The sequence below is a fragment of the Aeromonas sp. DSM 116730 genome (assembly GCF_046581335.1).
Lineage (GTDB): Bacteria > Pseudomonadota > Gammaproteobacteria > Enterobacterales > Aeromonadaceae > Aeromonas > Aeromonas rivipollensis.
This window is the reverse complement of sequence record NZ_CP144265.1, coordinates 3,202,336-3,223,769: the sequence shown is the minus strand read 5'-3', so window position 1 is coordinate 3,223,769 and position 21,434 is coordinate 3,202,336. Positions and strand designations below refer to the sequence as shown.

The 21,434-nt window shown below is 62.9% G+C and carries 23 protein-coding genes; 21 read left to right on the top strand and 2 right to left on the bottom strand.

The window, feature by feature from the left end; genetic code table 11:
• Positions 1 to 9: 9 nt before the first annotated feature.
• The 18 genes from Aeroheme_RS14660 to Aeroheme_RS14575 all read left to right on the top strand — a co-directional run bounded on the left by Aeroheme_RS14660 (position 10) and on the right by Aeroheme_RS14575 (position 16,033).
• Positions 10 to 2,151 carry a chemotaxis protein CheA gene (locus Aeroheme_RS14660; protein ID WP_213345000.1) on the top strand — a complete coding sequence of 714 codons (2,142 nt, stop codon included), beginning with the start codon at positions 10 to 12 and terminating at the stop codon, positions 2,149 to 2,151.
• A 31-nt stretch (positions 2,152 to 2,182) separates the two neighbouring features.
• Entirely contained in the window at positions 2,183 to 3,295 is a 1,113-nt protein-coding gene (locus Aeroheme_RS14655) for a chemotaxis response regulator protein-glutamate methylesterase (protein WP_111912509.1), read from the top strand.
• A 2-nt stretch (positions 3,296 to 3,297) separates the two neighbouring features.
• Positions 3,298 to 4,035, top strand: a complete 738-nt coding sequence (locus Aeroheme_RS14650) for a flagellar motor protein (protein WP_411166107.1) — start codon at positions 3,298 to 3,300, stop codon at positions 4,033 to 4,035.
• Between the two features lie 2 nt (positions 4,036 to 4,037).
• Positions 4,038 to 4,946: a flagellar motor protein MotB gene (locus Aeroheme_RS14645; RefSeq protein WP_290030759.1), complete on the top strand. Its 909-nt coding sequence runs from the start codon at positions 4,038 to 4,040 to the stop codon at positions 4,944 to 4,946.
• Between the two features lie 4 nt (positions 4,947 to 4,950).
• The gene (locus Aeroheme_RS14640; RefSeq protein ID WP_111912507.1) at positions 4,951 to 5,745 is read left to right on the top strand and encodes a ParA family protein; all 795 of its coding nucleotides are present in this window, start codon (positions 4,951 to 4,953) and stop codon (positions 5,743 to 5,745) included.
• Positions 5,742 to 6,608 carry a chemotaxis protein CheW gene (locus Aeroheme_RS14635; protein ID WP_395948781.1) on the top strand — a complete coding sequence of 289 codons (867 nt, stop codon included), beginning with the start codon at positions 5,742 to 5,744 and terminating at the stop codon, positions 6,606 to 6,608. Before Aeroheme_RS14640 ends, Aeroheme_RS14635 begins: the two co-directional genes overlap by 4 nt.
• Before the next feature lie 69 nt (positions 6,609 to 6,677).
• Positions 6,678 to 7,166, top strand: coding sequence for a chemotaxis protein CheW (locus tag Aeroheme_RS14630; protein WP_005333026.1), 489 nt, complete (start codon positions 6,678 to 6,680; stop codon positions 7,164 to 7,166).
• 94 nt (positions 7,167 to 7,260) lie between these two features.
• On the top strand, positions 7,261 to 7,647 hold the full coding sequence (locus Aeroheme_RS14625) for a DUF2802 domain-containing protein (protein WP_025326264.1): 387 nt from the start codon (positions 7,261 to 7,263) through the stop codon (positions 7,645 to 7,647).
• Positions 7,648 to 7,913: 266 nt separating this feature from the next.
• A complete protein-coding gene (gene ccmA, locus Aeroheme_RS14620) occupies positions 7,914 to 8,549 on the top strand; it encodes a cytochrome c biogenesis heme-transporting ATPase CcmA (RefSeq protein WP_025326265.1) in 636 nt (211 codons plus the stop codon).
• 2 nt (positions 8,550 to 8,551) lie between these two features.
• Complete coding sequence (gene ccmB / locus Aeroheme_RS14615; RefSeq protein WP_025326266.1) at positions 8,552 to 9,220, top strand: heme exporter protein CcmB; 669 nt, start codon at positions 8,552 to 8,554, stop codon at positions 9,218 to 9,220.
• A 164-nt stretch (positions 9,221 to 9,384) separates the two neighbouring features.
• On the top strand, positions 9,385 to 10,125 hold the full coding sequence (locus tag Aeroheme_RS14610) for a heme ABC transporter permease (RefSeq protein ID WP_234569916.1): 741 nt from the start codon (positions 9,385 to 9,387) through the stop codon (positions 10,123 to 10,125).
• A 2-nt stretch (positions 10,126 to 10,127) separates the two neighbouring features.
• On the top strand, positions 10,128 to 10,334 hold the full coding sequence (ccmD, locus tag Aeroheme_RS14605; RefSeq protein WP_106887463.1) for a heme exporter protein CcmD: 207 nt from the start codon (positions 10,128 to 10,130) through the stop codon (positions 10,332 to 10,334).
• Positions 10,331 to 10,822: a cytochrome c maturation protein CcmE gene (gene ccmE, locus Aeroheme_RS14600; RefSeq protein ID WP_163156157.1), complete on the top strand. Its 492-nt coding sequence runs from the start codon at positions 10,331 to 10,333 to the stop codon at positions 10,820 to 10,822. Before ccmD ends, ccmE begins: the two co-directional genes overlap by 4 nt.
• Positions 10,823 to 10,904: 82 nt before the next feature.
• Positions 10,905 to 12,860: a heme lyase CcmF/NrfE family subunit gene (locus Aeroheme_RS14595; protein ID WP_408816747.1), complete on the top strand. Its 1,956-nt coding sequence runs from the start codon at positions 10,905 to 10,907 to the stop codon at positions 12,858 to 12,860.
• Positions 12,857 to 13,387: a DsbE family thiol:disulfide interchange protein gene (locus Aeroheme_RS14590; protein WP_139744875.1), complete on the top strand. Its 531-nt coding sequence runs from the start codon at positions 12,857 to 12,859 to the stop codon at positions 13,385 to 13,387. Before Aeroheme_RS14595 ends, Aeroheme_RS14590 begins: the two co-directional genes overlap by 4 nt.
• An 11-nt stretch (positions 13,388 to 13,398) precedes the next feature.
• Positions 13,399 to 13,878, top strand: coding sequence for a cytochrome c-type biogenesis protein (locus Aeroheme_RS14585; RefSeq protein ID WP_411166106.1), 480 nt, complete (start codon positions 13,399 to 13,401; stop codon positions 13,876 to 13,878).
• Entirely contained in the window at positions 13,875 to 15,143 is a 1,269-nt protein-coding gene (gene ccmI / locus Aeroheme_RS14580; RefSeq protein ID WP_368170666.1) for a c-type cytochrome biogenesis protein CcmI, read from the top strand. The genes Aeroheme_RS14585 and ccmI overlap by 4 nt, the downstream gene beginning before the upstream one ends.
• Before the next feature lie 80 nt (positions 15,144 to 15,223).
• On the top strand, positions 15,224 to 16,033 hold the full coding sequence (locus Aeroheme_RS14575; protein ID WP_139744878.1) for a VacJ family lipoprotein: 810 nt from the start codon (positions 15,224 to 15,226) through the stop codon (positions 16,031 to 16,033).
• Positions 16,034 to 16,136: 103 nt separating this feature from the next.
• Here the strand turns inward: Aeroheme_RS14575 and sodB are convergent, their stop codons facing one another.
• A complete protein-coding gene (gene sodB, locus Aeroheme_RS14570; RefSeq protein ID WP_100860353.1) occupies positions 16,137 to 16,721 on the bottom strand; it encodes a superoxide dismutase [Fe] in 585 nt (194 codons plus the stop codon).
• Between the two features lie 287 nt (positions 16,722 to 17,008).
• Between sodB and Aeroheme_RS14565 the strand changes: the two genes are divergently transcribed.
• Positions 17,009 to 17,353, top strand: a complete 345-nt coding sequence (locus tag Aeroheme_RS14565) for a Grx4 family monothiol glutaredoxin (RefSeq protein WP_025326276.1) — start codon at positions 17,009 to 17,011, stop codon at positions 17,351 to 17,353.
• A gap of 224 nt (positions 17,354 to 17,577) precedes the next feature.
• Here the strand turns inward: Aeroheme_RS14565 and Aeroheme_RS14560 are convergent, their stop codons facing one another.
• Positions 17,578 to 18,789 (bottom strand): RsmB/NOP family class I SAM-dependent RNA methyltransferase, encoded by a 1,212-nt coding sequence (locus Aeroheme_RS14560; RefSeq protein WP_111912495.1) that lies wholly within the window; start codon positions 18,787 to 18,789, stop codon positions 17,578 to 17,580.
• A gap of 211 nt (positions 18,790 to 19,000) precedes the next feature.
• Between Aeroheme_RS14560 and Aeroheme_RS14555 the strand changes: the two genes are divergently transcribed.
• Positions 19,001 to 20,977, top strand: a complete 1,977-nt coding sequence (locus tag Aeroheme_RS14555) for a reprolysin-like metallopeptidase (protein ID WP_411166105.1) — start codon at positions 19,001 to 19,003, stop codon at positions 20,975 to 20,977.
• Positions 20,974 to 21,297, top strand: a complete 324-nt coding sequence (locus tag Aeroheme_RS14550) for a hypothetical protein (RefSeq protein ID WP_393938316.1) — start codon at positions 20,974 to 20,976, stop codon at positions 21,295 to 21,297. Before Aeroheme_RS14555 ends, Aeroheme_RS14550 begins: the two co-directional genes overlap by 4 nt.
• Positions 21,298 to 21,434: the final 137 nt, after the last annotated feature.

Below are 21,434 nucleotides of genomic sequence, written 5' to 3'. Positions count from 1 at the left end.
GAGTGACGCATGGCCTTCGAAGTTGATGAAGACATACTGCAAGACTTTTTGGTCGAAGCATCAGAAATATTGGAACAGTTGTCTGAACAACTGGTCGACTTGGAAAAGCGGCCCGATGACAAGAATCTGTTGAATGCCATCTTTCGCGGCTTCCATACCGTCAAGGGGGGAGCGGGTTTCCTCTCCCTGACCGAGCTGGTGGACGTCTGCCACGGTGCCGAGAACCTGTTCGACATGCTGCGCAACGGCAAGCGAACCCTCAGTGCCGAGCTGATGGATGTCATTTTGCAGGCCCTTGATGCCATCAACGTCATGTTTGCCCAGGTGCAGAATCGGGAGCCGACCAGCCCGGCCTCTGCCGATCTGCTGCACGATCTGCACGAACTGTGCAAACCCGAAGGGCAGGAGCAGTTGCGTACCGCCAGTGTTGCCGCTCCGCAGCAGCCCGAGCCTGAACCCGAACCCGTCATCGTCGCCGAGAGCGCGCCTGTGGCCGTCAACGGTGGCGGCTCCATCGACGAGATCTCTGCCGACGAATTCGAGCGCCTGCTGGATGAACTGCACGGTGCTGGCAAGGCGCCGACAGTGTCTGCCGCCCCGGTATTGAGCGGCTCGGGCGACATCACGGACGACGAGTTCGAGGCCTTGCTCGATCAACTGCACGGCCAGGGCCAGCATGGCGGCGCTCCGGATCTCTCCCCGCTGCAATCGGTACAAAAAGAGGTGGACGAGCTCATCGACGACGACGAGTTCGAACGCCTGCTGGATGAATTGCATGGCCGTGGCCAGGCGCCGCAGCACAGCATGGCGGCGGCTGCTCCGGCTCCCGAGCCCAAGGCTCCCGCCGCGCCTGTGACCCCGCCCAAGGCGCCGGTCGCGGCCAGCGCCGCCCCCGCCAAACCCGCTTCTGCACCGGCCAAGCCGGCCCCGGCTCCCGCTCCTGCCAAGCAGGCGGCCCCCGCCGAAAGCAGTGCGGTGCAAAACGACACTACTGTGCGGGTGGATACCAAGACCCTGGACGTCATCATGAACATGGTGGGGGAACTGGTGCTGGTGCGAAACCGCCTGGTGAGCCTCGGCATCGCCAGCAACGACGAAGAGATGTCAAAGGCGGTGGCCAACCTGGATGTGGTGACCGCCGATCTGCAGGGCGCGGTCATGAAGACCCGCATGCAACCTATCAAGAAAGTCTTCGGCCGCTTCCCGCGCGTTGTGCGCGATCTCGCCCGCACCCTCAAGAAAGATATTGAGCTGGTGATGGTGGGTGAAGAGACGGATCTCGACAAGAACCTGGTGGAGGCCCTGGCCGATCCCCTGGTTCACCTGGTGCGCAACTCCTGCGACCACGGCGTCGAGATGCCGGACGTGCGGGAGAAGGCGGGCAAGCCCCGTCAGGGCACCATCACCCTGAGCGCCTCCCAGCAGGGTGACCATATCCTGCTCTGCATCGAGGATGACGGCGCCGGCATGGATCCGGAGAAGCTCAAAGCCATCGCCATCAGCCGTGGCGTGCTCGATGCAGACAGCGCGGCGCGCATGAGCGACAACGATGCCTACAACCTGATCTTCGCCCCCGGTTTCTCGACCAAGTCCGAGATCTCCGACATCTCGGGCCGTGGCGTCGGCATGGATGTGGTGAAGACCAGCATCGTCAGCCTCAATGGCTCTGTGCACATCGATTCGACCTGGGGCAAGGGCACCCGCCTTGAGATCAAGGTCCCCCTGACCCTGGCCATACTGCCGACCCTGATGGTGGAGGTGGGTGAACAGACCTTCGCCCTGCCGCTTGGCTGTGTGAACGAAATTTTCCACCTGGATCTGAAGAAGGCCAACGTGGTGGATGGCCAGCTCACCATCATAGTCCGTGACAAGGCGATCCCGCTGTTCTACCTGCACAAGTGGCTGGTCCGCGGTGCCGGCAGGACGGCACGCCAGGACACCGGCCACGTGGTCATAGTCCAGATCGGCACCCAGCAGGTGGGCTTCGTCGTGGACAACCTCATCGGTCAGGAAGAGGTGGTGATCAAACCTCTGGACAATCTGCTGCAAGGGACCCCCGGCATGGCCGGCGCCACCATCACCAGCGACGGCGGCATCGCCCTCATCCTGGACGTGCCCAGCCTGCTCAAGGCCTATGCCCGCCGCCACTGAGCGTCTGGCTCAAGGAGTTAAAAGAATAACAATGGCAGTCAAGGTATTAGTGGTCGACGATTCGAGTTTCTTCCGTCGCCGGGTCAGCGAGATCATCAATCAGGACCCCCTGATGACGGTGATCGACACGGCCCAGAACGGTCGGGAGGCGGTAGACAAGGCGCTGCAGTTGCGGCCTGACGTCATCACCATGGACATCGAAATGCCGGTGCTCGATGGCATCAGCGCCGTGCGCGAGATCATGGCCAAGTGTCCGACCCCCATACTGATGTTCTCCTCGCTGACCCACGAGGGGGCCAAGGCGACCCTGGATGCACTGGATGCCGGTGCCCTGGATTTCCTGCCCAAGAAGTTCGAAGACATAGCCCGCGACAAGGATGAGGCCGTCAAGCTGCTGCAACAACGCGTCAGGGAGATCGCCCGCAAGCGCTTCCTGATGGCGGCCGCCAGACCCCGGGCGCCGGAGCCTCTGGTGCGCCCCGCCCTCGGCGCTGCCTTGACGCGTCCTCTTGATCGTCAGCCCGAGCCGGTCCGCGCCGCAGCGCCCGCCAGCTTCAAGCGCAGCGGCAAGAGCTATCAGCTGGTGGCCATCGGCACCTCCACCGGTGGCCCTGTGGCGCTGCAGAACGTGCTGACCAAGCTGCCCGGTGACTTCCCTCACCCCATATTGCTGATCCAGCATATGCCCGCCACCTTCACCGCCGCCTTCGCCGCCCGTCTCAACGGTCTGTGCCAGATCGGGGTCAAGGAGGCGGAGGACGGTGACGTGCTCAAGCCGGGTCACGCCTACCTGGCCCCCGGTGGCAAGCAGATGCTGCTGGAAGGGCGCGGGCCCGGGGCTCGCCTTCGCATCATAGAGGGCAATGACAAGGTCAACTACAAGCCCTGCGTCGATATCACCTTCGCCTCGGCCGCCAAGATCTACGGCGACAAGGTGCTCGCCATAGTGCTGACCGGCATGGGAGCCGATGGCCGGGACGGGGCGCGTCTGCTCAAGGAGCAGGGCGCCACCATCTGGGCGCAGGATGAAGCCTCCTGCGTGGTCTACGGCATGCCCCAGGCGGTTGCCAAGGCGGGCATAGCAAGCGAATCCCTGCCGCTGGACAGGGTTGCCCAGCGCATCCTGGTCGAGTTGGGTCGCTGACCATGGGCATGTTCGGCCTGGTGCTGGCGCTGCTCGCCGTGGCCGTCGCCCAATGGTGGCACGGGGGCAGCCTGCAGACCCTGCTGGATGGCCCGGCCTTCGTCATCGTGGTCGGGGGCACCTGGGGTGCCGTCATCCTGCAGACGCCCCGCAAGTACATGCTGGCCGCGCTCGCCCAGGCCCGCTGGATGCTGTTCCCGCCGCAACTGGATCTGGTGCAGCAGGCCGAACGCCTGCAGGCCTGGGCCCAGTTTGCGCGCCAGCAGGGGTTGCTGGCGCTGGAGAACCAGGCCGAAGGGGAGCCTGATCCCTTCACCCGCCAGGGGCTCACCATGATAGTGGACGGTGTCTCCATCGAGGATATCCGCCGCCTGCTGGAGGCGGACATCGACATCGAGCAGGAGCGCAACGAGCACGCCGCCAGGGTGTTCGAGGCCATGGGGGGCTACAGCCCGACCATAGGCATCATAGGGGCCGTGATAGGCCTCATCCAGGCCATGTTTCACCTGGAGGAGCCGGGCACCCTGGGCGCAGGCATCGCCATCGCCTTTGTCGCGACCATCTACGGGGTGGGCTTTGCCAACCTCCTCTATCTGCCGATAGCGAATCGCCTGCGGGCATTCCACTACCACTACGGTCTCTATCAGGAGATGACGCTGGAAGGGTTGCTGGCCATCGCCCACGGGGAGAATGGCCAGCAGGTTGAACGGCGGCTACGGGCTTATCTGAAAGGGGAATAGCCATGCGCAAGCGCTATCGTTTGCACCTGCAAGGGCGAGAACATCTCGATCGCTGGCTGGTCTCCTATGCCGATTACATGACGCTCATCTTCGCCCTCTTCGTGGTGCTCTACTCCGTGGCCATCGTCAACAAGGAGCAGTACCGCGCCGTCATCGAGGGCATGACCCAGGCCTTCAACCAGGTACCGCGCAGCGATGGCTTGCTGGAAGGGCAGGGCAACTCCCTGCTGAACCACCCGGTGTCGGCCGCGCCTTCCCTGCTGGAGAGCCAGGCCTCCCCGTCGCCTTCGCGCGCCCCCATCACGGGCACCCCGATCCAGCAAGATGGCACGGCCCTTGCGACCATAGACCTGCAGTTGCAGGAGGCCATGGGCGCCCTGGTGGATGCCGGCGTGGTCAAGCTGGCGAAGGATGACAACTGGCTGACGGTGGAGCTGAGTTCCGGCCTGCTGTTTCGCAGCGGGAGCGCCTTTCTGGGGAGCAATGCGGCCCCTGTGCTCGATACGCTTTCAGGTATTCTGAAACCGGTCGATAACTATGTCAGGGTGCGGGGTTACACGGATAACCAGCCGATCAACAACGAAATGTTTCGCTCCAACTGGACCCTGTCTGCCGCCCGCGCCGAAGCTGTGCTCGGTGCCCTGGTGGCCAAGGGGATAGCCCCCGAGCGGCTCGCCTACGAGGCCTATGGGGAGTTCTCCCCCTTCGCCGACAACGGCAGCGAGCAGGGGCGGTTACAGAATCGCAAGGTCGTGGTCGCCATATCCAGATTCGCCTGGGTGCCGCGAACCTCCGTCAACTCCCTGACGGTGACGCCGGCCCCGGCCGCGCCACAGAGCGTCGACAGCGAGGACGTCAGAGTGGTGACGCTGCCCGGTGGTGGCATACGCATAACAACAAGGCAGGATTGATACAGTGATTGTTTGGACGGTTGCCAATCAGAAGGGTGGAGTCGGTAAAACCACCACGGTCGTCTCCCTGGCGGGCATTCTGGCCCAGCGTGGCCAGCGGGTACTGCTGATCGACACCGATCCCCATGCCTCCCTGACCTCTTATTTCGATTTTGACTCGGACCGGCTGGAAGGCACCCTCTACGAGCTGTTCCAGGCGGCCAAGCCGAGCAGCGAGCTGGTCAACCGCATGACCCTGAAGACCAAGTTCGAGAATATCCACCTGCTGCCCGCCTCCATCACGCTGGCGACCCTGGACAGGGTCATGGGCAACCGGGAAGGCATGGGGCTGGTACTCAAGCGTGCCCTGTTGCGGGTGCAGGACCAGTATGACTATGTGCTCATCGACTGCCCGCCCGTGCTGGGGGTGATGATGGTCAATGCGCTGGCGGCCTGCGATCGCATCCTGGTGCCGGTGCAGACCGAATTTTTGGCCTTGAAGGGGCTGGAGCGGATGATGAAGACCTTCGAGATCATGCAGCGATCCAAGCGGGACAAGTTCCGCTATACGGTGATCCCGACCATGTTCGACAAGCGTACCCGGGCCTCCTTGATGACGCTGCAGTCCATCAAGGAGCAGTATGGGGAGGCGGTGTGGAATGCGGTCATTCCCATCGACACCAAATTCCGGGATGCCAGCCTGCTGCACATACCCCCGTCCATCTATGCACCGGGCAGCCGTGGCACCTATGCCTACGAGACACTGCTCAACTTTATTGATGCGCTGGAGCGTCAACGAACCCAGGAGGTGAAGCCATGAGAGAGACCACCCAGGTTCGGGCCATGGATGACTATTTCCACTCCCTGCTGCTCGATGATGTCCTGCTGCGGGACGATCCGGACGACGAGGCACCGGCCTCTGCGCCGCAGTTGCAGCCTCAGCCCGCCCCCTTGCCCGAGGTGGTTGCAGCCCCCTATCTCGAAGCCGACAGCCGACTGGCGCAACTGAGCGAGCTGCTCGCCCAGGTGAGCCAGGTGCAGGATGAGATGGATGTCCTGAGCCATGAAGAGCTGCATGTCGAGCCCTTCCAGCTCGAGGTCGAGGTCGAGCCCGAACCGGTCGAGGTGGCCCTGGCGACGCCCGAGGTGATCCCGGTGATCGCCGAGCCCGTCGCCCTGACACTGGCCGAACCCGCGCTGGCGGCGGAACCTGAGCCGGCCCCTGCTGCCTGGGAAAACCTGGATACCGGCAACGAGTTTCAGGCGCTCTTCTTCGATGTGGCCGGGGTGACCTTCGCTGTGCCCCTGACCGAGCTTGGCGGCATCCACCAGCTGGGGGAGGTGAGCTCCCTCTTCGGCCAGCCGGGCTGGTACAAGGGGATCATGACCTCCCGGGAGCAGAAGATGAACGTGGTCGACACGGCCCAGTGGGTCATGCCGGGCCAGCATCTGGAGATCGACGAGTACAAATATCTGATCATGCTGGGGGAATCACCCTGGGGGCTGGCCTGTCATCAGTTGAAGGGCACCGAACTGCTGCATCGGGATCAGGTGAAGTGGCGCCATCAGGAGGGGAAACGCCCCTGGCTGGCGGGCATGGTCAAGGAGAAGATGTGTGCCCTGCTGCACGTCAGGGAGCTGCTGGTGCTCCTTGGCCGAGGCGTGAACATTGAAGGCCGCTGACAACATCGGCACTGCCATGGTTTTATTGCTAATTTTACCCGTTGACGGGTTCATACAAGGATCAAGAAGATGACAGAGAAGCGCAATATTGCACAAAATCTGGCCGAGGACGAAGTGCTGCAGTGGGTGACCTTCCAGTTGGAAAACGAGACCTATGGCATCAACGTGATGCAGGTCCAGGAGGTGTTGCGCTACACCGAGATAGCCCCGGTACCGGGTGCGCCCGACTATGTACTGGGCATCATCAACCTGCGTGGCAACGTGGTGACCGTCATCGACACCCGCTCCCGTTTCGGCCTGCCGGCCGGTGATGTGAGCGAGAATTCCCGCATCGTCATCATAGAGGCGGAGAAGCAGGTGATCGGCATCATGGTGGACAGCGTGGCCGAGGTGGTCTATCTGCGCTCCTCCGAGATCGACGCTGCCCCGGCGGTGGGCACCGAGGAGAGTGCCAAGTTCATCCAGGGTGTCAGCAACCGCGACGGTCAGTTGCTGATCCTGGTGGATCTCAACAAGCTGCTCTCCGACGAAGAGTGGGACGATATTGGCTCCCTGTAACGGCGGGTCAAAAAGTGATACAACAGCGGTCCCGGATCTGCCCCCGGCACCTTGATGCCGAGCGGGACCCTGTGATGAGGAAGGTGACAGTTTGATGATTGAATTCGCAGCCTTGGGGTTGTCCTTGTTGGCACTGGTGCTGGCCCTCTACGGTCTATTGGGTCACCGCCGCCGTCAGCGAGAGTCCGAGGCCAGGATGGAGACGCTGCAGGGGCAGCTCGAGAGTCTGCGCAAGCAGATGATGGAGCTGCATACCGGTGCCATCGGCATGGGTCAGCGCCTGCAATCCGCCGAAGGAGCCATGCAGAAGATCCAGGATAGCCAGCAGGAGTTGACCCTGCAGGATCCGGAACGCCGCCTCTACAGCCGCGCCGCCAAGATGGTGGAGCTCGGCGCCGATCTCGACGAGGTGATGAGCGAGTGCGAGTTGCCCCAGGCCGAAGCCGAGTTGCTGATCTCCCTGCGCAAGGGTCGCAGCTGACCCCTGCTTCTGACTGAGAGGGGAGGCTCAGGCCGCCCCTCTTTTCCCTGCCACATCTTCCCCTGTCCATGCGCGATCTCCCCACTTTTCCCCTGCCACCCCTTCCTCCGCCAGTGCCCGGTCACTCCAGTTTCCCCTTGCCACATATTCTCCTGTCCGTGCGCGATCTCCCCCACAAATCCTGTTGATTATTGGCATCTTTGAAAAGACGCCTCCGGATCCTGTGTTAAGATGCAGGCCGCCTCATTTTCAACGATTACACCCTCATGCTGCTTCAAGCCAACAATCTGAGCTGCGTGCGTGAAGATCGCACCCTGTTTGAACATCTCTCCTTCGCGGTGCGTTCGGGCGATCTGATGCAGATTGAAGGCCCCAACGGGGTGGGCAAGACCAGCCTGCTCCGGTTGCTGACCGGCCTCTCCCAACCCTTCGCGGGGGAGGTGTGCTGGAACGGGGAGAACATCCGCCACTGCCGGGATGAGTACCATGCCAGCCTGCTCTACCTGGGCCATCAGCCCGGTGTCAAGGCGACCCTGACCCCCCTCGAGAACCTCTCCTTCTACCAGAAGCTGCACGGCACGGCCGAGGCTTCCGTGGATCTCTGGCAGGTGCTGGCCCAGGTCGGACTCGCCGGCTTCGAGGACTATCCCGCGGGCCAGCTCTCGGCAGGGCAGCAGCGGCGGGTGGCGCTGGCCAGGCTCTGGTTGTCGGAGCGCCCGGCGCTCTGGATCCTCGATGAACCCTTTACCGCCATCGACAAGCAGGGGGTCAGGGTGCTGGAGCGGTTGTTCCTGACCCATGCGGATCGGGGGGGCATGGTGGTGCTCACCACCCATCAGGACCTGACCCTGATGCAGGGGCGCCTGAAGACACTGTCGCTGACCTCGTTGTTGCAGGAGTAGCCATGCTGCGCGCCGTCATACACCTTATTCACCGCGAGTTGCTGATGGCCCTGCGCCAGCGCGCCGACATCTTCAACCCGCTCTGGTTCTTCCTCATCGTCATCACCCTCTTTCCCCTCGGCATCGGGCCCGAGCCCCAGCTGCTGGCCCGCATCGCCCCCGGCATCATCTGGGTGGCGGCCCTGCTGGCGGCCATGCTCTCCCTGGAGCGGCTGTTTCGCGATGACTTCAGCGACGGCGCCCTGGAGCAGATGATGCTGATGCCTCATCCACTCGGGCTGCTGGCGCTGGCCAAAGTGATCGCTCACTGGTTGCTGACCGGCCTGCCGCTGCTGCTGGTCTCCCCGCTGCTCGCCATCCTGCTCTCCCTGGACATGAAGAGCTATCTGGCCGTGGTGGCCACCCTGGCGCTCGGCACCCCTGTGCTGAGCCTGCTCGGGGCTGTCGGGGTGGCGCTGACGGCGGGCCTGCGCAAGGGGGGCGTGCTGCTCAGCCTGCTGCTGCTGCCGCTCTATATACCTGTGCTGATCTTCGCCACCTCCGCCATCGATGCGGCCAGCATGGGGTTGCCCTATGGGGGGCAGCTCGCGATCCTGGGGGCCATGCTGGTGGGGGCCCTGACCCTGACGCCCCTGGCCATCTCGGCGGCACTGCGGGTCAGCGTCAACTGATTAATTATCAAAAAAGCCTCTTTTGAGGCTGTTTTATGAAAAATATAATTGAGATAGATCAAGGGGATGGCTGCTTATTGCTTTGGAGGGATATGATGTTTCCCGCCGGTGGGTATGGTAGGCCTCGCCACTTAAAAATTAATAACTGAAAGGTTCTGTGAGCTATGTGGAAATGGTTGCACCCTTATGCCAAACCCGAGCGCGCCTATGGGCTGGCCGGCACCCTGCTGCCCTGGTTTGTCGTGACAAGCCTGCTCGCCTTCATCATAGGCACCGTCTGGGGGCTGGCCTTTGCCCCCGCCGATTATCAGCAGGGAGACTCTTTCAGGATCATCTACATCCATGTGCCTGCCGCCATCCTCTCCATGGGAGCCTACTCCACCATGGCGGTGGCGGCCTTCATCGGCCTGGTGTGGCAACTGCGGATGGCCGACATGACGGTGGCGGCCATAGCCCCGGTGGGCGCCGTCTTCACCTTCATCGCCCTCTTCACCGGTGCCGCCTGGGGCAAGCCCATGTGGGGCACCTGGTGGGTCTGGGATGCGCGCCTCACCTCCGAGCTTATCCTGCTGTTTCTCTATCTTGGGGTCATCGCCCTCTACAACGCCTTCAGTGACAAGGTGGTGGCGGGGCGCGCCGCCGGCATACTGGCGCTGGTGGGGGTGATCAACCTGCCCATCATTCACTACTCGGTGGAGTGGTGGAACACCCTGCACCAGGGCGCCTCCATCACCAAGTTTGACAAACCCTCCATCTCCCCCGAGATGCTGTGGCCGCTGCTCATCATGATACTGGCGTTTGCCACCTTCCTCGGGGCCCTGACCCTGATGCGGTTCCGCAACGAGCTGCTGATGCGGGAGTGGCACCGCCCCTGGGTTGCCGACATCGCCAGAGAGGAGAAGTAAGCATGCACTTTGCCTCATTCAGCGACTTCATGGCCATGGGCGGTTACGCCTTCTACGTCTGGCTCTCCTTCGGTCTGACCGCGCTCTGCCTGGTCGGCATCGTCATTTCCACCCGGTTGAAAACCCGCAGCCTGCTCGGCGAATTGCGCAACAAGCAGGCCCGCGAGGCCCGTCGCAAGGCGGCCCAGCAGATGGAGAACACCCTATGACCCCGAGACGCAAGAAACGCCTCACCATCATTCTGGCCATCAGCCTGGGCCTCGCCAGCGTGACTGGCCTGGTGCTCTATGCCCTCAGCCAGAACATCGATCTCTTCTATACCCCGAGCGAGCTGGTGGAGGGCAAGGGGCCGGAGAAGGTCAAGCCGGAAGAGGGCCAGCGCCTGCGCATCGGCGGCCTGGTGGTGCCGGGCTCGGTGCAGCGGGATCCCCAGAGCCTCAAGGTGGCCTTCAAGCTGGTGGACAACGGCGGCCATCTGGTGACGGTGGAATTTGACGGCATACTGCCGGACCTGTTCCGGGAGGGGCAGGGCATAGTCGCCCAGGGCACCCTCAAGGACGCGACCACTGTGGCCGCCTTCGAGGTGCTGGCCAAGCACGACGAGAACTACATGCCGCCGGAGGTGGCGGACGCCACCAATGGCATGCACTTCAAGCCCGAATATACCGAGGCGCAGTTGAAAGGAGCCAAACAATGAGTCTGGCTACCCGCTCACCGTTTTCATCGTTTCTCACCCGCGCACAGGTGTGTGCTGTAACTCAACCTGAAGGAACTCTGAAATGATCCCGGAATTAGGGCAGTTTTCACTGATCCTGGCCTTTGCCACCGCCCTGCTGCTGGGGAGCTATCCGCTGATCGGCGCCAAATTGGGGCGCCTCGGCATGATGTCGGCGGCCCGTCCGCTCGCCTACAGCCAGTTCCTGCTGCTGCTGCTCTCCTTCCTCTGCCTGACCTGGGCCTTCGTCGACAACGACTTCACCGTGCAGTACGTGGCCACCAACTCCAACAGCCTGCTGCCGCTGCAGTACCGCATCTCGGCGGTGTGGGGGGCCCACGAGGGTTCCCTGCTGCTCTGGGTGCTGACCCTGGGGGGCTGGACCGCGGCCGTGGCCCTGTTCAGCCGTCGCCTGCCGCTGGATGCGGTGGCGCGGGTGCTGGGGGTGCTCGGGCTCATCTCGGTGGGCTTTACCGCCTTCGTGCTGTTCACCTCGGATCCCTTCACCCGCACCCTGCCGTACTTCCCGGTGGATGGGCGCGACCTCAACCCCCTGCTGCAGGATCCTGGTCTCATCTTCCACCCGCCCATGCTCTACATGGGCTACGTGGGCTTCTCGGTGGCCTTCGCTTTTGCCATCGCCTCCCTGATGACAGGCAGGCTCGATGCCACCTGGGCGCGCTGGTCCCGCCCCTGGACCATGGCAGCCTGGGTCTTCCTGACCCTTGGCATAGTGCTCGGCTCCTGGTGGGCCTATTACGAGCTCGGCTGGGGCGGCTGGTGGTTCTGGGATCCGGTGGAAAACGCCTCCTTCATGCCCTGGCTGGCGGGCACGGCCCTGCTGCATTCGCTGGCGGTGAGCGAGAAGCGCGCCACCTTCAAGGCCTGGACAGTGCTGCTGGCGCTCTCGGCCTTCTCCCTGAGCCTGCTGGGGACCTTCCTGGTGCGCTCCGGCGTGCTGGTGTCGGTCCATGCCTTTGCCTCAGACCCGACCCGTGGCCTCTTCATTCTGGGCTTCCTGCTGGCGGTGATAGGCAGCTCCTTGCTGCTGTTCGCCTTCAAGGGCTCCCAGGTCAAGAGCCACGGCAAGCATGAGCTGTGGAGCCGCGAGACCCTGCTGCTTGGCAACAACATACTGCTGGTGGCGGGCCTGCTGACAGTGCTGCTCGGCACCCTCTTGCCCCTGGTGCACAAGGAGCTGGGGCTTGGCAGCATCTCCATCGGCACCCCCTTCTTCAACCACATCTACAGCTGGCTCATCATCCCGTTCGCCTTGCTGCTGGGGGTCGGGCCGCTGTTCCGCTGGCGCCGTCAGGAGCTCGGTGAGCTCAAGGGCAAGGTGGTGCTGGCCCTGGGGCTGAGTCTGGCCGCCGCCCTGCTGCTGCCGCAGCTCTTCGCCGGTGAGTTCAAGCCCTGGGCAGCGCTCGGCATAGGCCTGGGTACCTGGATCATCATCACCAGCATCCAGGAGACCTGGGTGCGCGCCACCCACAAGCACAGCTTTGCCACCGGCGTGCGCCGCCTCGGCAACAGCCACTGGGCCATGATCCTGGGCCACGTGGGGCTGGCGGTCAGCATCATAGGCATCGCCTGCACCCAGAACTACAGCATCGAGAAGGACTTGCGGATGCAGGCCGGTGACAGGGTGCACTTCGCCGACTACGAATTCGTGTTCACCGGTATCAGCGAAAAGAACGGCCCCAACTACGACGGCTTCAAGGGGGTGCTGGAGGTGCACAGGAACGGCAAGCAGGTGGCCCTGCTCAAGCCCGAGAAGCGGATGTACAAGGTCAGTCGCATGCCGATGACCGAAGCCGCCATCGATGCCGGCTTCACCCGGGATCTCTATGCGGCGCTGGGCGAGCAGCTCGACAACGGCGCCTGGGCGGTGCGTATCTACTACAAGCCCTTTGTGCGCTGGATCTGGTTCGGTGGCGTCTTCATGGCCATCGGCGGCGTGCTGGCCATGCTGGACAAGCGCTACAGGTTCGGCCGTCGTGACGAGGAGACCAAGGCATGAGCAAGAAGACCTGGCTGTTTCTGCTGCCCTTCATCATCTTCCTGATGGGGGCCGTGTTCCTGTTCAAGGGGCTCTACTCGGACCCCACCAAGCTGGAATCCGTGATGGTGGACAAGGAGGTGCCCGTGTTCACCCTGCAGGACATCTACGACCTGGGCAAGCAGCATGACAGGAGCATCTTCAAGGGGCGCCCCATGCTGCTCAACGTCTGGGCCACCTGGTGCCCGACCTGCTATGGGGAGCACACCTACCTCAAGCAGCTGGCGGGGCAGGGTATTCCCATCGTCGGCATGAACTACAAGGATGAGCGGGACAAGGCCATCAAGTGGCTGGCTGAGCTCGGCAATCCCTATGAGGTCAACCTCTATGATCCGGATGGCATGCTGGGGCTGGATCTGGGGGTCTACGGCGCCCCCGAGACCTTCTTCATCGACAGCCAGGGCATCATCCGTTATCGCCACGTGGGGGACGTCAATCCCGAAGTCTGGGCCTCGACCCTCAAACCCATCTTCGATGCCATGAAGTGAGGGCCGCTCCGATGAAAACGCTTATTGCATCCCTGTTGCTGCTGGGGGGCCTGCTGGGTGCCAGCCAGGCCAGTGCCGCCATCGACGTCTACACCTTCGACAGCGATGCCCAGGAGCAGACCTTCCGCGAGCTGACCAAGGAGCTGCGCTGCCCCAAGTGTCAGAACCAGGACATCGCCGACTCCAATGCGGGGCTCGCCAAGGATCTGAGGGACAAGACCTACCAGATGGTGCGGGACGGTAAAAACAAGGAGGAGGTAGTGGATTACATGGTGGCCCGTTACGGCAACTTCATCCTCTATGATCCGCCCCTGATGGCCTCCACCCTGATCCTCTGGCTTGGCCCCCTGCTGGTCATCGTCATCGGTGCCGCCACTGTGGTGGTGCGCAGCCGCCGTGCCCCGGCGGCGACAAAACGAATGAATAACGCCCTGAGCGAAGAAGAGCGGCGCCGTCTGGCCGAGCTGCTCAAAGAGGAAGAGAAACAATGACCGCATTTTGGATAGTGATCGCGGCCCTGCTGGTGCTGGCGAGCCTGGCGCTGATCCTGCCGCTGTGGCGCGGCGAGGGTCGCCAGAGCATAAGCCGTTCGGCCCTCAACAAGCAGCTCTATCGCCAGCGTCTGCTGGAGATAGGCGAGGAGCGTGAGCAGGGAATACTGGCCGAGGAGTCCGAGTCCCTGGTGGAGCTGCAACGCAGCCTGCTGGACGACATCCCCGACGTGGAGCAGAGCGCCCGCAGCGGCAAGAGCCTGATCTGGATCCCGGGTGTGCTGGTGCTGGTGGTGGTGAGCCTGGGGCTCTACTACCAGCTGGGGGCCTGGCAGGAGGTGAGCCGCTGGCAGGATGCCAGCAGCCGGCTGGGGGAGCTGAGCAACCGCATCCTGGTGGAGCGGGATAGCGAGGTCACCGAACAGGATCTGCTGGACTTCACCCTGGGGCTGCGCACCCGGCTGAAAGAAGAACCGAACGACTACCGTGGCTGGCTGCTGCTGGGGCGTCTGACCCTGGATGGCAATGACCCCGAGATGGCCCGCGAGGCGCTGGAGCGGGCCTACTCCCTGGCGCCGCAGAAGGCCATGGTGGCGGTACCCTATGCCCAGGCCCTGATGATGACGGGGGAGGAGGCCCGGGCGGATCAGCTGCTGCAGGCGGCCATCGCCCAGGATCCGGCCAACATAGAGGCGCGCTCGGTCCATGCCTTCATGGCGCTGCAGAAAGAGGACTTCCAGACAGCGCTGGTGCGCTGGCGAGCCATGTTGCCGCTGCTGGAGAAGGGATCGACCCGCCACGCCATGGTGGAGCGCTCCATCGAGTATGCCGAGCAGCAACTGCGTCAGCGCGGCATCGCCGTGACAGCCGCACCCGCCGCTCAGGCCGGGCAGGGCAGTGCCCAGATAGTGGCGGTGAAGGAGGGAGAGTATCCCCTGCACATCACCCTGGCACCTGGCATCCAGCTGCCGGAGGATGCCCACCTGTTCGTCTTTGCGGTGATCCCCAATGGTCCGCCCATGCCCATCGCGGTCAAGCGCATCCCGGGTCCGCAGTTGCCCCTCACCCTGTCACTGGGGGATGGGGATGCCATGATGGAGGGGAGCAAGCTGGCGGCCTATCCCGAGCTGCAGTTCAAGGCTCGCCTCTCCCGGGGCGGCAACGTCATGAACAAGGAAGGCGCCTTCGAGGGGGTCTCGGTCACAGTGCCGACCACCAGCATCCCTACAGCGCCGATTGACATCCGCATCGATCACGCACTCTAATACCCTCTTGGCCCGACCCCGGGATGGGGCGGGCCTACCTATAATCCATAAAGATTCCCAAAAAAGCTTAGGACTTTCATATGTATCTGCGTTCAGGAGCATTGGCAGTGGCACTGCTGTTGGGGGGCTGTGCGGGTGGCCCTCCCAAGCCGGGCCCAGAGAGCCTGGATCTCAACGAAACCCCCAGCCGCCCCGGGGCGTCCAGCACGGCCAGCGATCCCCGTGACCCCTTCCAGGGGGCGAACCGGGCCATGTGGGCCATCAACTACGACGTGCTGGAACCCTATGTGGCTCGCCCCGTGGTCCATGGCTATGCCCGCTATGTGCCGCAGGGGATGAAGGACGGCATCGACAACCTGGTGGAGAACTTCGACGAGCCGAGCAGCATGGTCAACCATCTGCTGGTCGGTGATCTGAAGGGGGCGGGGACCAACCTGGGCCGCTTCACCCTCAACACCACCATAGGTCTGCTGGGGATCTTCGACGTGGCCAAGCATGCCGGCCTCGAGCGCAACATGCTGGAGATGGATACTGTGCTAGGCAGGGCGGACATCGGGGATGGCGCCTACATCATGGTGCCCGTCTACGGCCCGACCACCACCCGCGAACTGGTGGGGGATACCATTGATACCATCTACTTCCCCTATGCCCTGCTGACCTTCCCGATGAAGTTCGTGCACTGGGCGCTGGATGGTCTGGGCACGCGCTCCAAGCTGATCGATCAGGAGCGGATCATCGACAATGCGCTCGATCCTTATGCCCTGACCAAGGACTTCTACCTGCAGTACAACGACGGCAAGGTGACGGGTCGCCAGCCTGAGCTCAAGCAACAGGGCCAGCAGGAGGATGACAGCAACCTGGACGAGTATCTGGACGAGATAGACCAGTAACGACCCATGGTTATCGAAAAGGCGCCCATGGCGCCTTTTTCGTTGCTTGTTCTCCATAAAAAAACGCCCCGCAGTGCGGGGCGTTTTGGCAAGAAAGGGGCTATCAGGCAGCCAGGTTCTTGGCCACGAATTCCCAGTTGACCAGGGTCCAGAAGGTTTCCATGTACTTCGGACGCAGGTTGCGGAAATCGATGTAGTAGGCGTGCTCCCACAGGTCGACGGTCAGCAGCGGGGTGGTCCCGGCTTCGGTCAGCGGGCAGCCGGCGTTGGAGGTGTTGACGATGGCCAGGGAGCCGTCGGCTTTCTTCACCAGCCAGGTCCAGCTGGAGCCGAAGTTGCCGATAGCGGACTTGGTGAACGCATCCTTGAACTCGGCGAAGGAGCCGAACGCCTTGTTGATGGCATCGGCCAGGGCGCCGGTGGGCTCGCCACCGCCGTTCGGGGAGAGGCAGTGCCAGTAGAAGGTGTGGTTCCAGATCTGGGCGGCGTTGTTGAAGACACCGCCAGTGGAGGTCTTGATGATCTCTTCCAGAGACTTGCCTTCAAACTCGGTACCCGGCACCAGGTTGTTCAGGTTGACCACGTAGGTGTTGTGGTGCTTGCCGTGGTGATATTCCAGGGTTTCCTGGGAGATGTGCGGTTCCAGAGCATTGATTGCATAGGGCAGAGCGGGAAGTTCGAAAGCCATTTTCTACTCTCCATTGGCTGGGCCGTGCGAAGGCGACGGTTGCAAGACATTGCGTACTCTTTTCTATGTTGAAAAGAATTGTTCTTGAAATGATGGGGCCAGACGGCCCAAAGCCCGTCGATTGTAGCAGCATCAAAGATGGGCGAACAACTCTTGATTCTCGCCATGATCCGGATCAAGCTGCGGCGTATTGATTCATCACTTCTTGCATTCGGGACGGTTTGCCAGTTTGTGGTCTGCCCGGTTTGCAGTAGAATGGCCGCCGAAATCGCTCTAGTGAGGCATTTATGGAAACTATTGAAAAGATCAAACAGCAGCTGGCTGAGAATCCCATCATCCTGTACATGAAGGGATCCCCCAAGCTACCCAGCTGCGGTTTCTCTGCCCAGGCCTCCCAGGCCCTGATGTCCTGTGGCGAGCCCTTTGCTTACGTCGACATCCTGCAAAACCCGGACATCCGTGCCGAGCTGCCGAAATTTGCCAACTGGCCGACCTTCCCGCAACTCTGGGTGGAAGGTGAGCTGGTCGGTGGTTGCGACATCATGATCGAGATGTTCCAGGCTGGCGAGCTGCAGACCCTGATCAAGGAAGCTGCCGCCAAGCACAAGCAGGATGATGCCGCCGCCGAATAAGGTCGCATCCGCATCATGCAAAAAGGGGAGCCATTGGCTCCCCTTTTCTATGCGTGTGCTGACAGCCCAGAACCTGTTCACGATGTGTTACGAGAGGCTGTCAGCAAGGTGAAGAGCCGCGCAGGAACCGGAGTGTGTAAATACACATGAGCCCCTTGGTTTCACATAAGCGAGCAGCACATGAGCCTTGATCACGGCCTCGCAGTCAGATCGTGAGCGGGTTCTCAGCCGATGCGCTCGATCCGCGCCATATAGAAACCGTCGAAGCCGGTCTCGGAGGGGCTGACGGTGTGGTCATCCCGCAGGCGATAGTTCTCGTTGGCCGCGAGGAACTTGTCCACCTGCTGGCGGTTCTCCTGAGGCAGGATGGAGCAGGTTGCATAGACCAGCAGGCCGCCCACCTTCACCATCTGGCTGTAGCGCTGCAGTATCTCTTCTTGCAGGGCGACCAGCACCGGCAGGCGCTCGGCGGTGTCACGCCACTTGGCATCCGGATTGCGCTTGAGCACGCCAAGACCGGAGCAGGGCACGTCCAGCAGCACGCGATCGGCGCTCTCCTTGAGGCGCTTGACAGTCTTGCTGCTGGTGATGACCCGGGTCTCCACGTTGTGGGCACCGGCGCGGCGGGCGCGCTGCTTGAGGTTCTCCAGCTTCCACTCTTCCACGTCCATCGCCAGCAGGCGGCCCTTGCCTTCCATCATGGCGGCGATGTGCAGTGTCTTGCCACCGGCACCGGCGCAGGCGTCGATGACGCGCATGCCCGGGGTCACTTCCAGGGCGGCGGCGACCAGTTGGGAGCCGGCATCCTGCTGCTCGAAGCAGCCATCGGCAAAGGCCTTGGTGCGGAACAGGGCGGCGTCCGAGGTGACCTGCAGGGCAGTCTCAACACCATCAACGGGAATGGTGGTGACATGCTCTTTGGCCAGAATGGCCTGCAGCTCTTCCCGGGTGCACTTGAGGGTGTTGACCCTCAGGTAGCGCTTGGGCATCCAGGCCAGGGCGGCACGCTCGGCAGGCCAGGCCTCACCGAGCTGCTCGTTGCCCAGCTTCTCCAGCCAGGCAGGGCAACCATCCATCAGCACCGGGTTCTTCTTCGCCTCGGTCAGACGGCGACGGAATGCCTCTTCATTGAAGCGATCCAGGGTCGGGTTGTTGGGCTGGGCAATCTTGTGGAAGGCGTGCCAGCTGTGCAGCAGCGGCCAGACATTCTTTTCGGCCTGACGGACCTGGATGCCGGTCAGGAAGCAATAGAGGCTGAGACGACGCAGCAGGTCGCCGGTGACCAGGGCAATCCTTGCCTGTTCTTGCGGTTTGAGTTCGATGCCGGAGAAGTGACGGGCATAAGCGCGGTCCAGGGTGAGGCCCTGACCGAGTACATCGTCAACAATGGCAACGACCAGATCCCCGAAACGGGGCAACAGTGGGGATTTGAGCATGAGATTAACCTTGGCCAAAAAAGGATGAACCGGCCCGTGACACAGGAGGGTTCTGAAACGGACAAATCCGCGCCATGATAGGGGCTAGACTGCATTGGTGCAACCGTCCCCATTCGGGGAATGTACAGAGGATGGGACTGGACTTCTCACCCGGGCAGGAAAATGATGCTGAGGCAGTTCAGGCGAACGCATGGAAAAAGGGATAATAAAGATGCAGTTGATGAAATACTCTCCGCTGGCGTTGCTGGTGGCCGGTCTGATGAACGCCACCGGCCTGGCCGCCAGTGAGTGGAATACGGTGGCGGCGCGGGCCACCGCTGCCGATGGCTATGAGGTGCGGGCCAGCCAATATCGCATTGCCACTGTGCCGGCCGATTACTTCGCCGGTTTGCAGGGAGGGGATCCTCGACTGACCCTGCCGCTGCCGGATGGCAAGGAGGTGACCTTCAACCTGCAGCCCTATGATCTGCTGCCATCGGATCTCGCCGCCAGGTATCCCGGCATTCTGGCATTCAAGGGATATGACGAGTCCAACCCGGTGGAGACGGGGCGCTTCGATCTCGGTCCCCAGGGTTTCCACGCCATGTTCAGCCACCAGGGCCGCATGGTGTTCGTGGATCCGCTCCGAAACGGTGAAGGCTACGCCATCTATTACCAGCAGGATGCCCACAGCCGGCTGGAGGAAGAGGCGGACAAGGTCATCGGTTCCCAGGCCAAGGCACTGGCCCGTCAGGTACTGGTGGATGGCAACGAGCGCAAGCGCTACGTCATCGCCATCTCGGCGGCGGGGGAGTACACCCAGTATCACGGTGGCACCGTCGAGGCGGGTCTCGGCGCCATCGCCACCCTGCTCAACCGGGTCAACGAGGTGTACCAGCGTGACGTCGCCGCCGAGTTCCAGCTCGCCAGCGGCAACGACACCATCATCTTCACCGACACCGCCACCGATCCTTTCAACAACGATGACGGTGACATAGATGCCAACGTCACAGTGCAGCAGAATGCACAGACCCAGGCTGGCACCAAGCTCGGCCCCTTCGACATAGGTCACGTGGTCAACACAGGGGGCGGCGGTCTGGCGGGGCTGGGAGTGCTCTGCACCGCTGAGAAGTCGGCGGGCATGACGGGCTCCCCCAATCCGGTGGGGGATGCCTTCTTCATCGACTACGTGGCCCACGAGATTGGCCACCAGTTCGGCGCCGATCACACCTTCAACGGCACCACCGGCAGCTGTGGCGGTGGCAACCGGGAGGCCAGCCAGGCCTGGGAGCCCGGCAGCGGCAGCTCCATCATGGCCTATGCAGGGATCTGCGGGGAGGAGAACCTGCAGGTCAACAGCCTGCCCTACTTCCACAGCAAGTCCATCGAACAGATGCGGGCCCACATGGCCAGGGTCGCGAGCTGTGGCAGCTCCCAGAGCCTGACCAACAACGCGCCCCAGGTCGCCGCCGGCAACGACTATGTGATCCCGGCCAACACCCCCTTCGTGCTCAAGGGCGCCGGGGCGGATCTGGATCAGGATCCCCTGAGTTACACCTGGGAGCAGATCGATCTCGGCACCGAGTCCTTCAGCGTCGCCAGCATGGTGGACGACGGCAGTCGCCCGCTGTTTCGCTTCGTGGCGCCGACCGGGTTGCCGGAGCGCACCCTGCCAAGCCTGCCCTCCCTGCTCTCCAATACCCTGGCGAAGGGGGAGGCCTGGCCTGCCACCAACCGGGCTCTCAACTTCCGCCTCACGGCGCGGGATGGCAAGGGCGGTGTCGCCAGTGACGACATGAAGATCCAGGTGGTCAACACCGGCAGCGCCTTCCGCCTGACCAGCCCGCTGGTGACCCCGCTGGGAGCCGGCGCCAACCAGACCATAGGCTGGGATGTGGCCGGCACCAACGCGGCCCCCATCAATTGCAGCAAGGTGGATCTCTCCCTGACCCGGGACGAGGGGGTGAGCTGGACCCTGCTCGCCAGCGGCCAGCCCAACTCGGGCTCGGCCAGCGTCACCATACCCGCCGGTAACGACGGCACCGCCAGGCTGAAGGTGGCCTGCAGTGACAACATCTTCTTCGCCATCAGCCCGCTCAAGCTGTCGGTGACCCAGCGTGGGGATGAGGGCGGCGGCGGTGGCGGTGGCGCCCTCGGCTTCTGGACCCTGGCCCTGGCACTGCTGGGCTGGCAACGGAGGCGGGCATGAGGCTGGCCGGCGTGCTGCTGCTCGCCCTGCTCGGCGGCTGTCAGGCCGATGCCGACACCCTGGATCAGGCAGTCAGTGACAGCCTGGCCCAGCAGGATTACCGGCTGATAGTACGGGCCAGCCGTGGCGAGGTGGCGCCCGGCATAGCGGCGGATCAGCAGGCGGCGGCCAAGGCTCGCTGTGGCGTGCGCTATCTGGAGGGGCTCGGCGATGTCATCAAGCCGGATCAGAAGGAGGCCCACGCCAGGCTGAGCGCCTATGCGGCGGAATATAACCAGCGCATGCTGGCCCATTGCCCGCCTATTGACGGCAAACCATAGGCAGGTGGCAAGCTGCCGGCAGAAAAAGGGAGGCACAGGCCTCCCTTTCTGTTTTTGGTGCCAGCATTTGGCCGCCCCCAGGCTTGTACCCATGCCGTGCTCGTCGCACAATGCCCCCATCCACAGCCGCAGGGGCG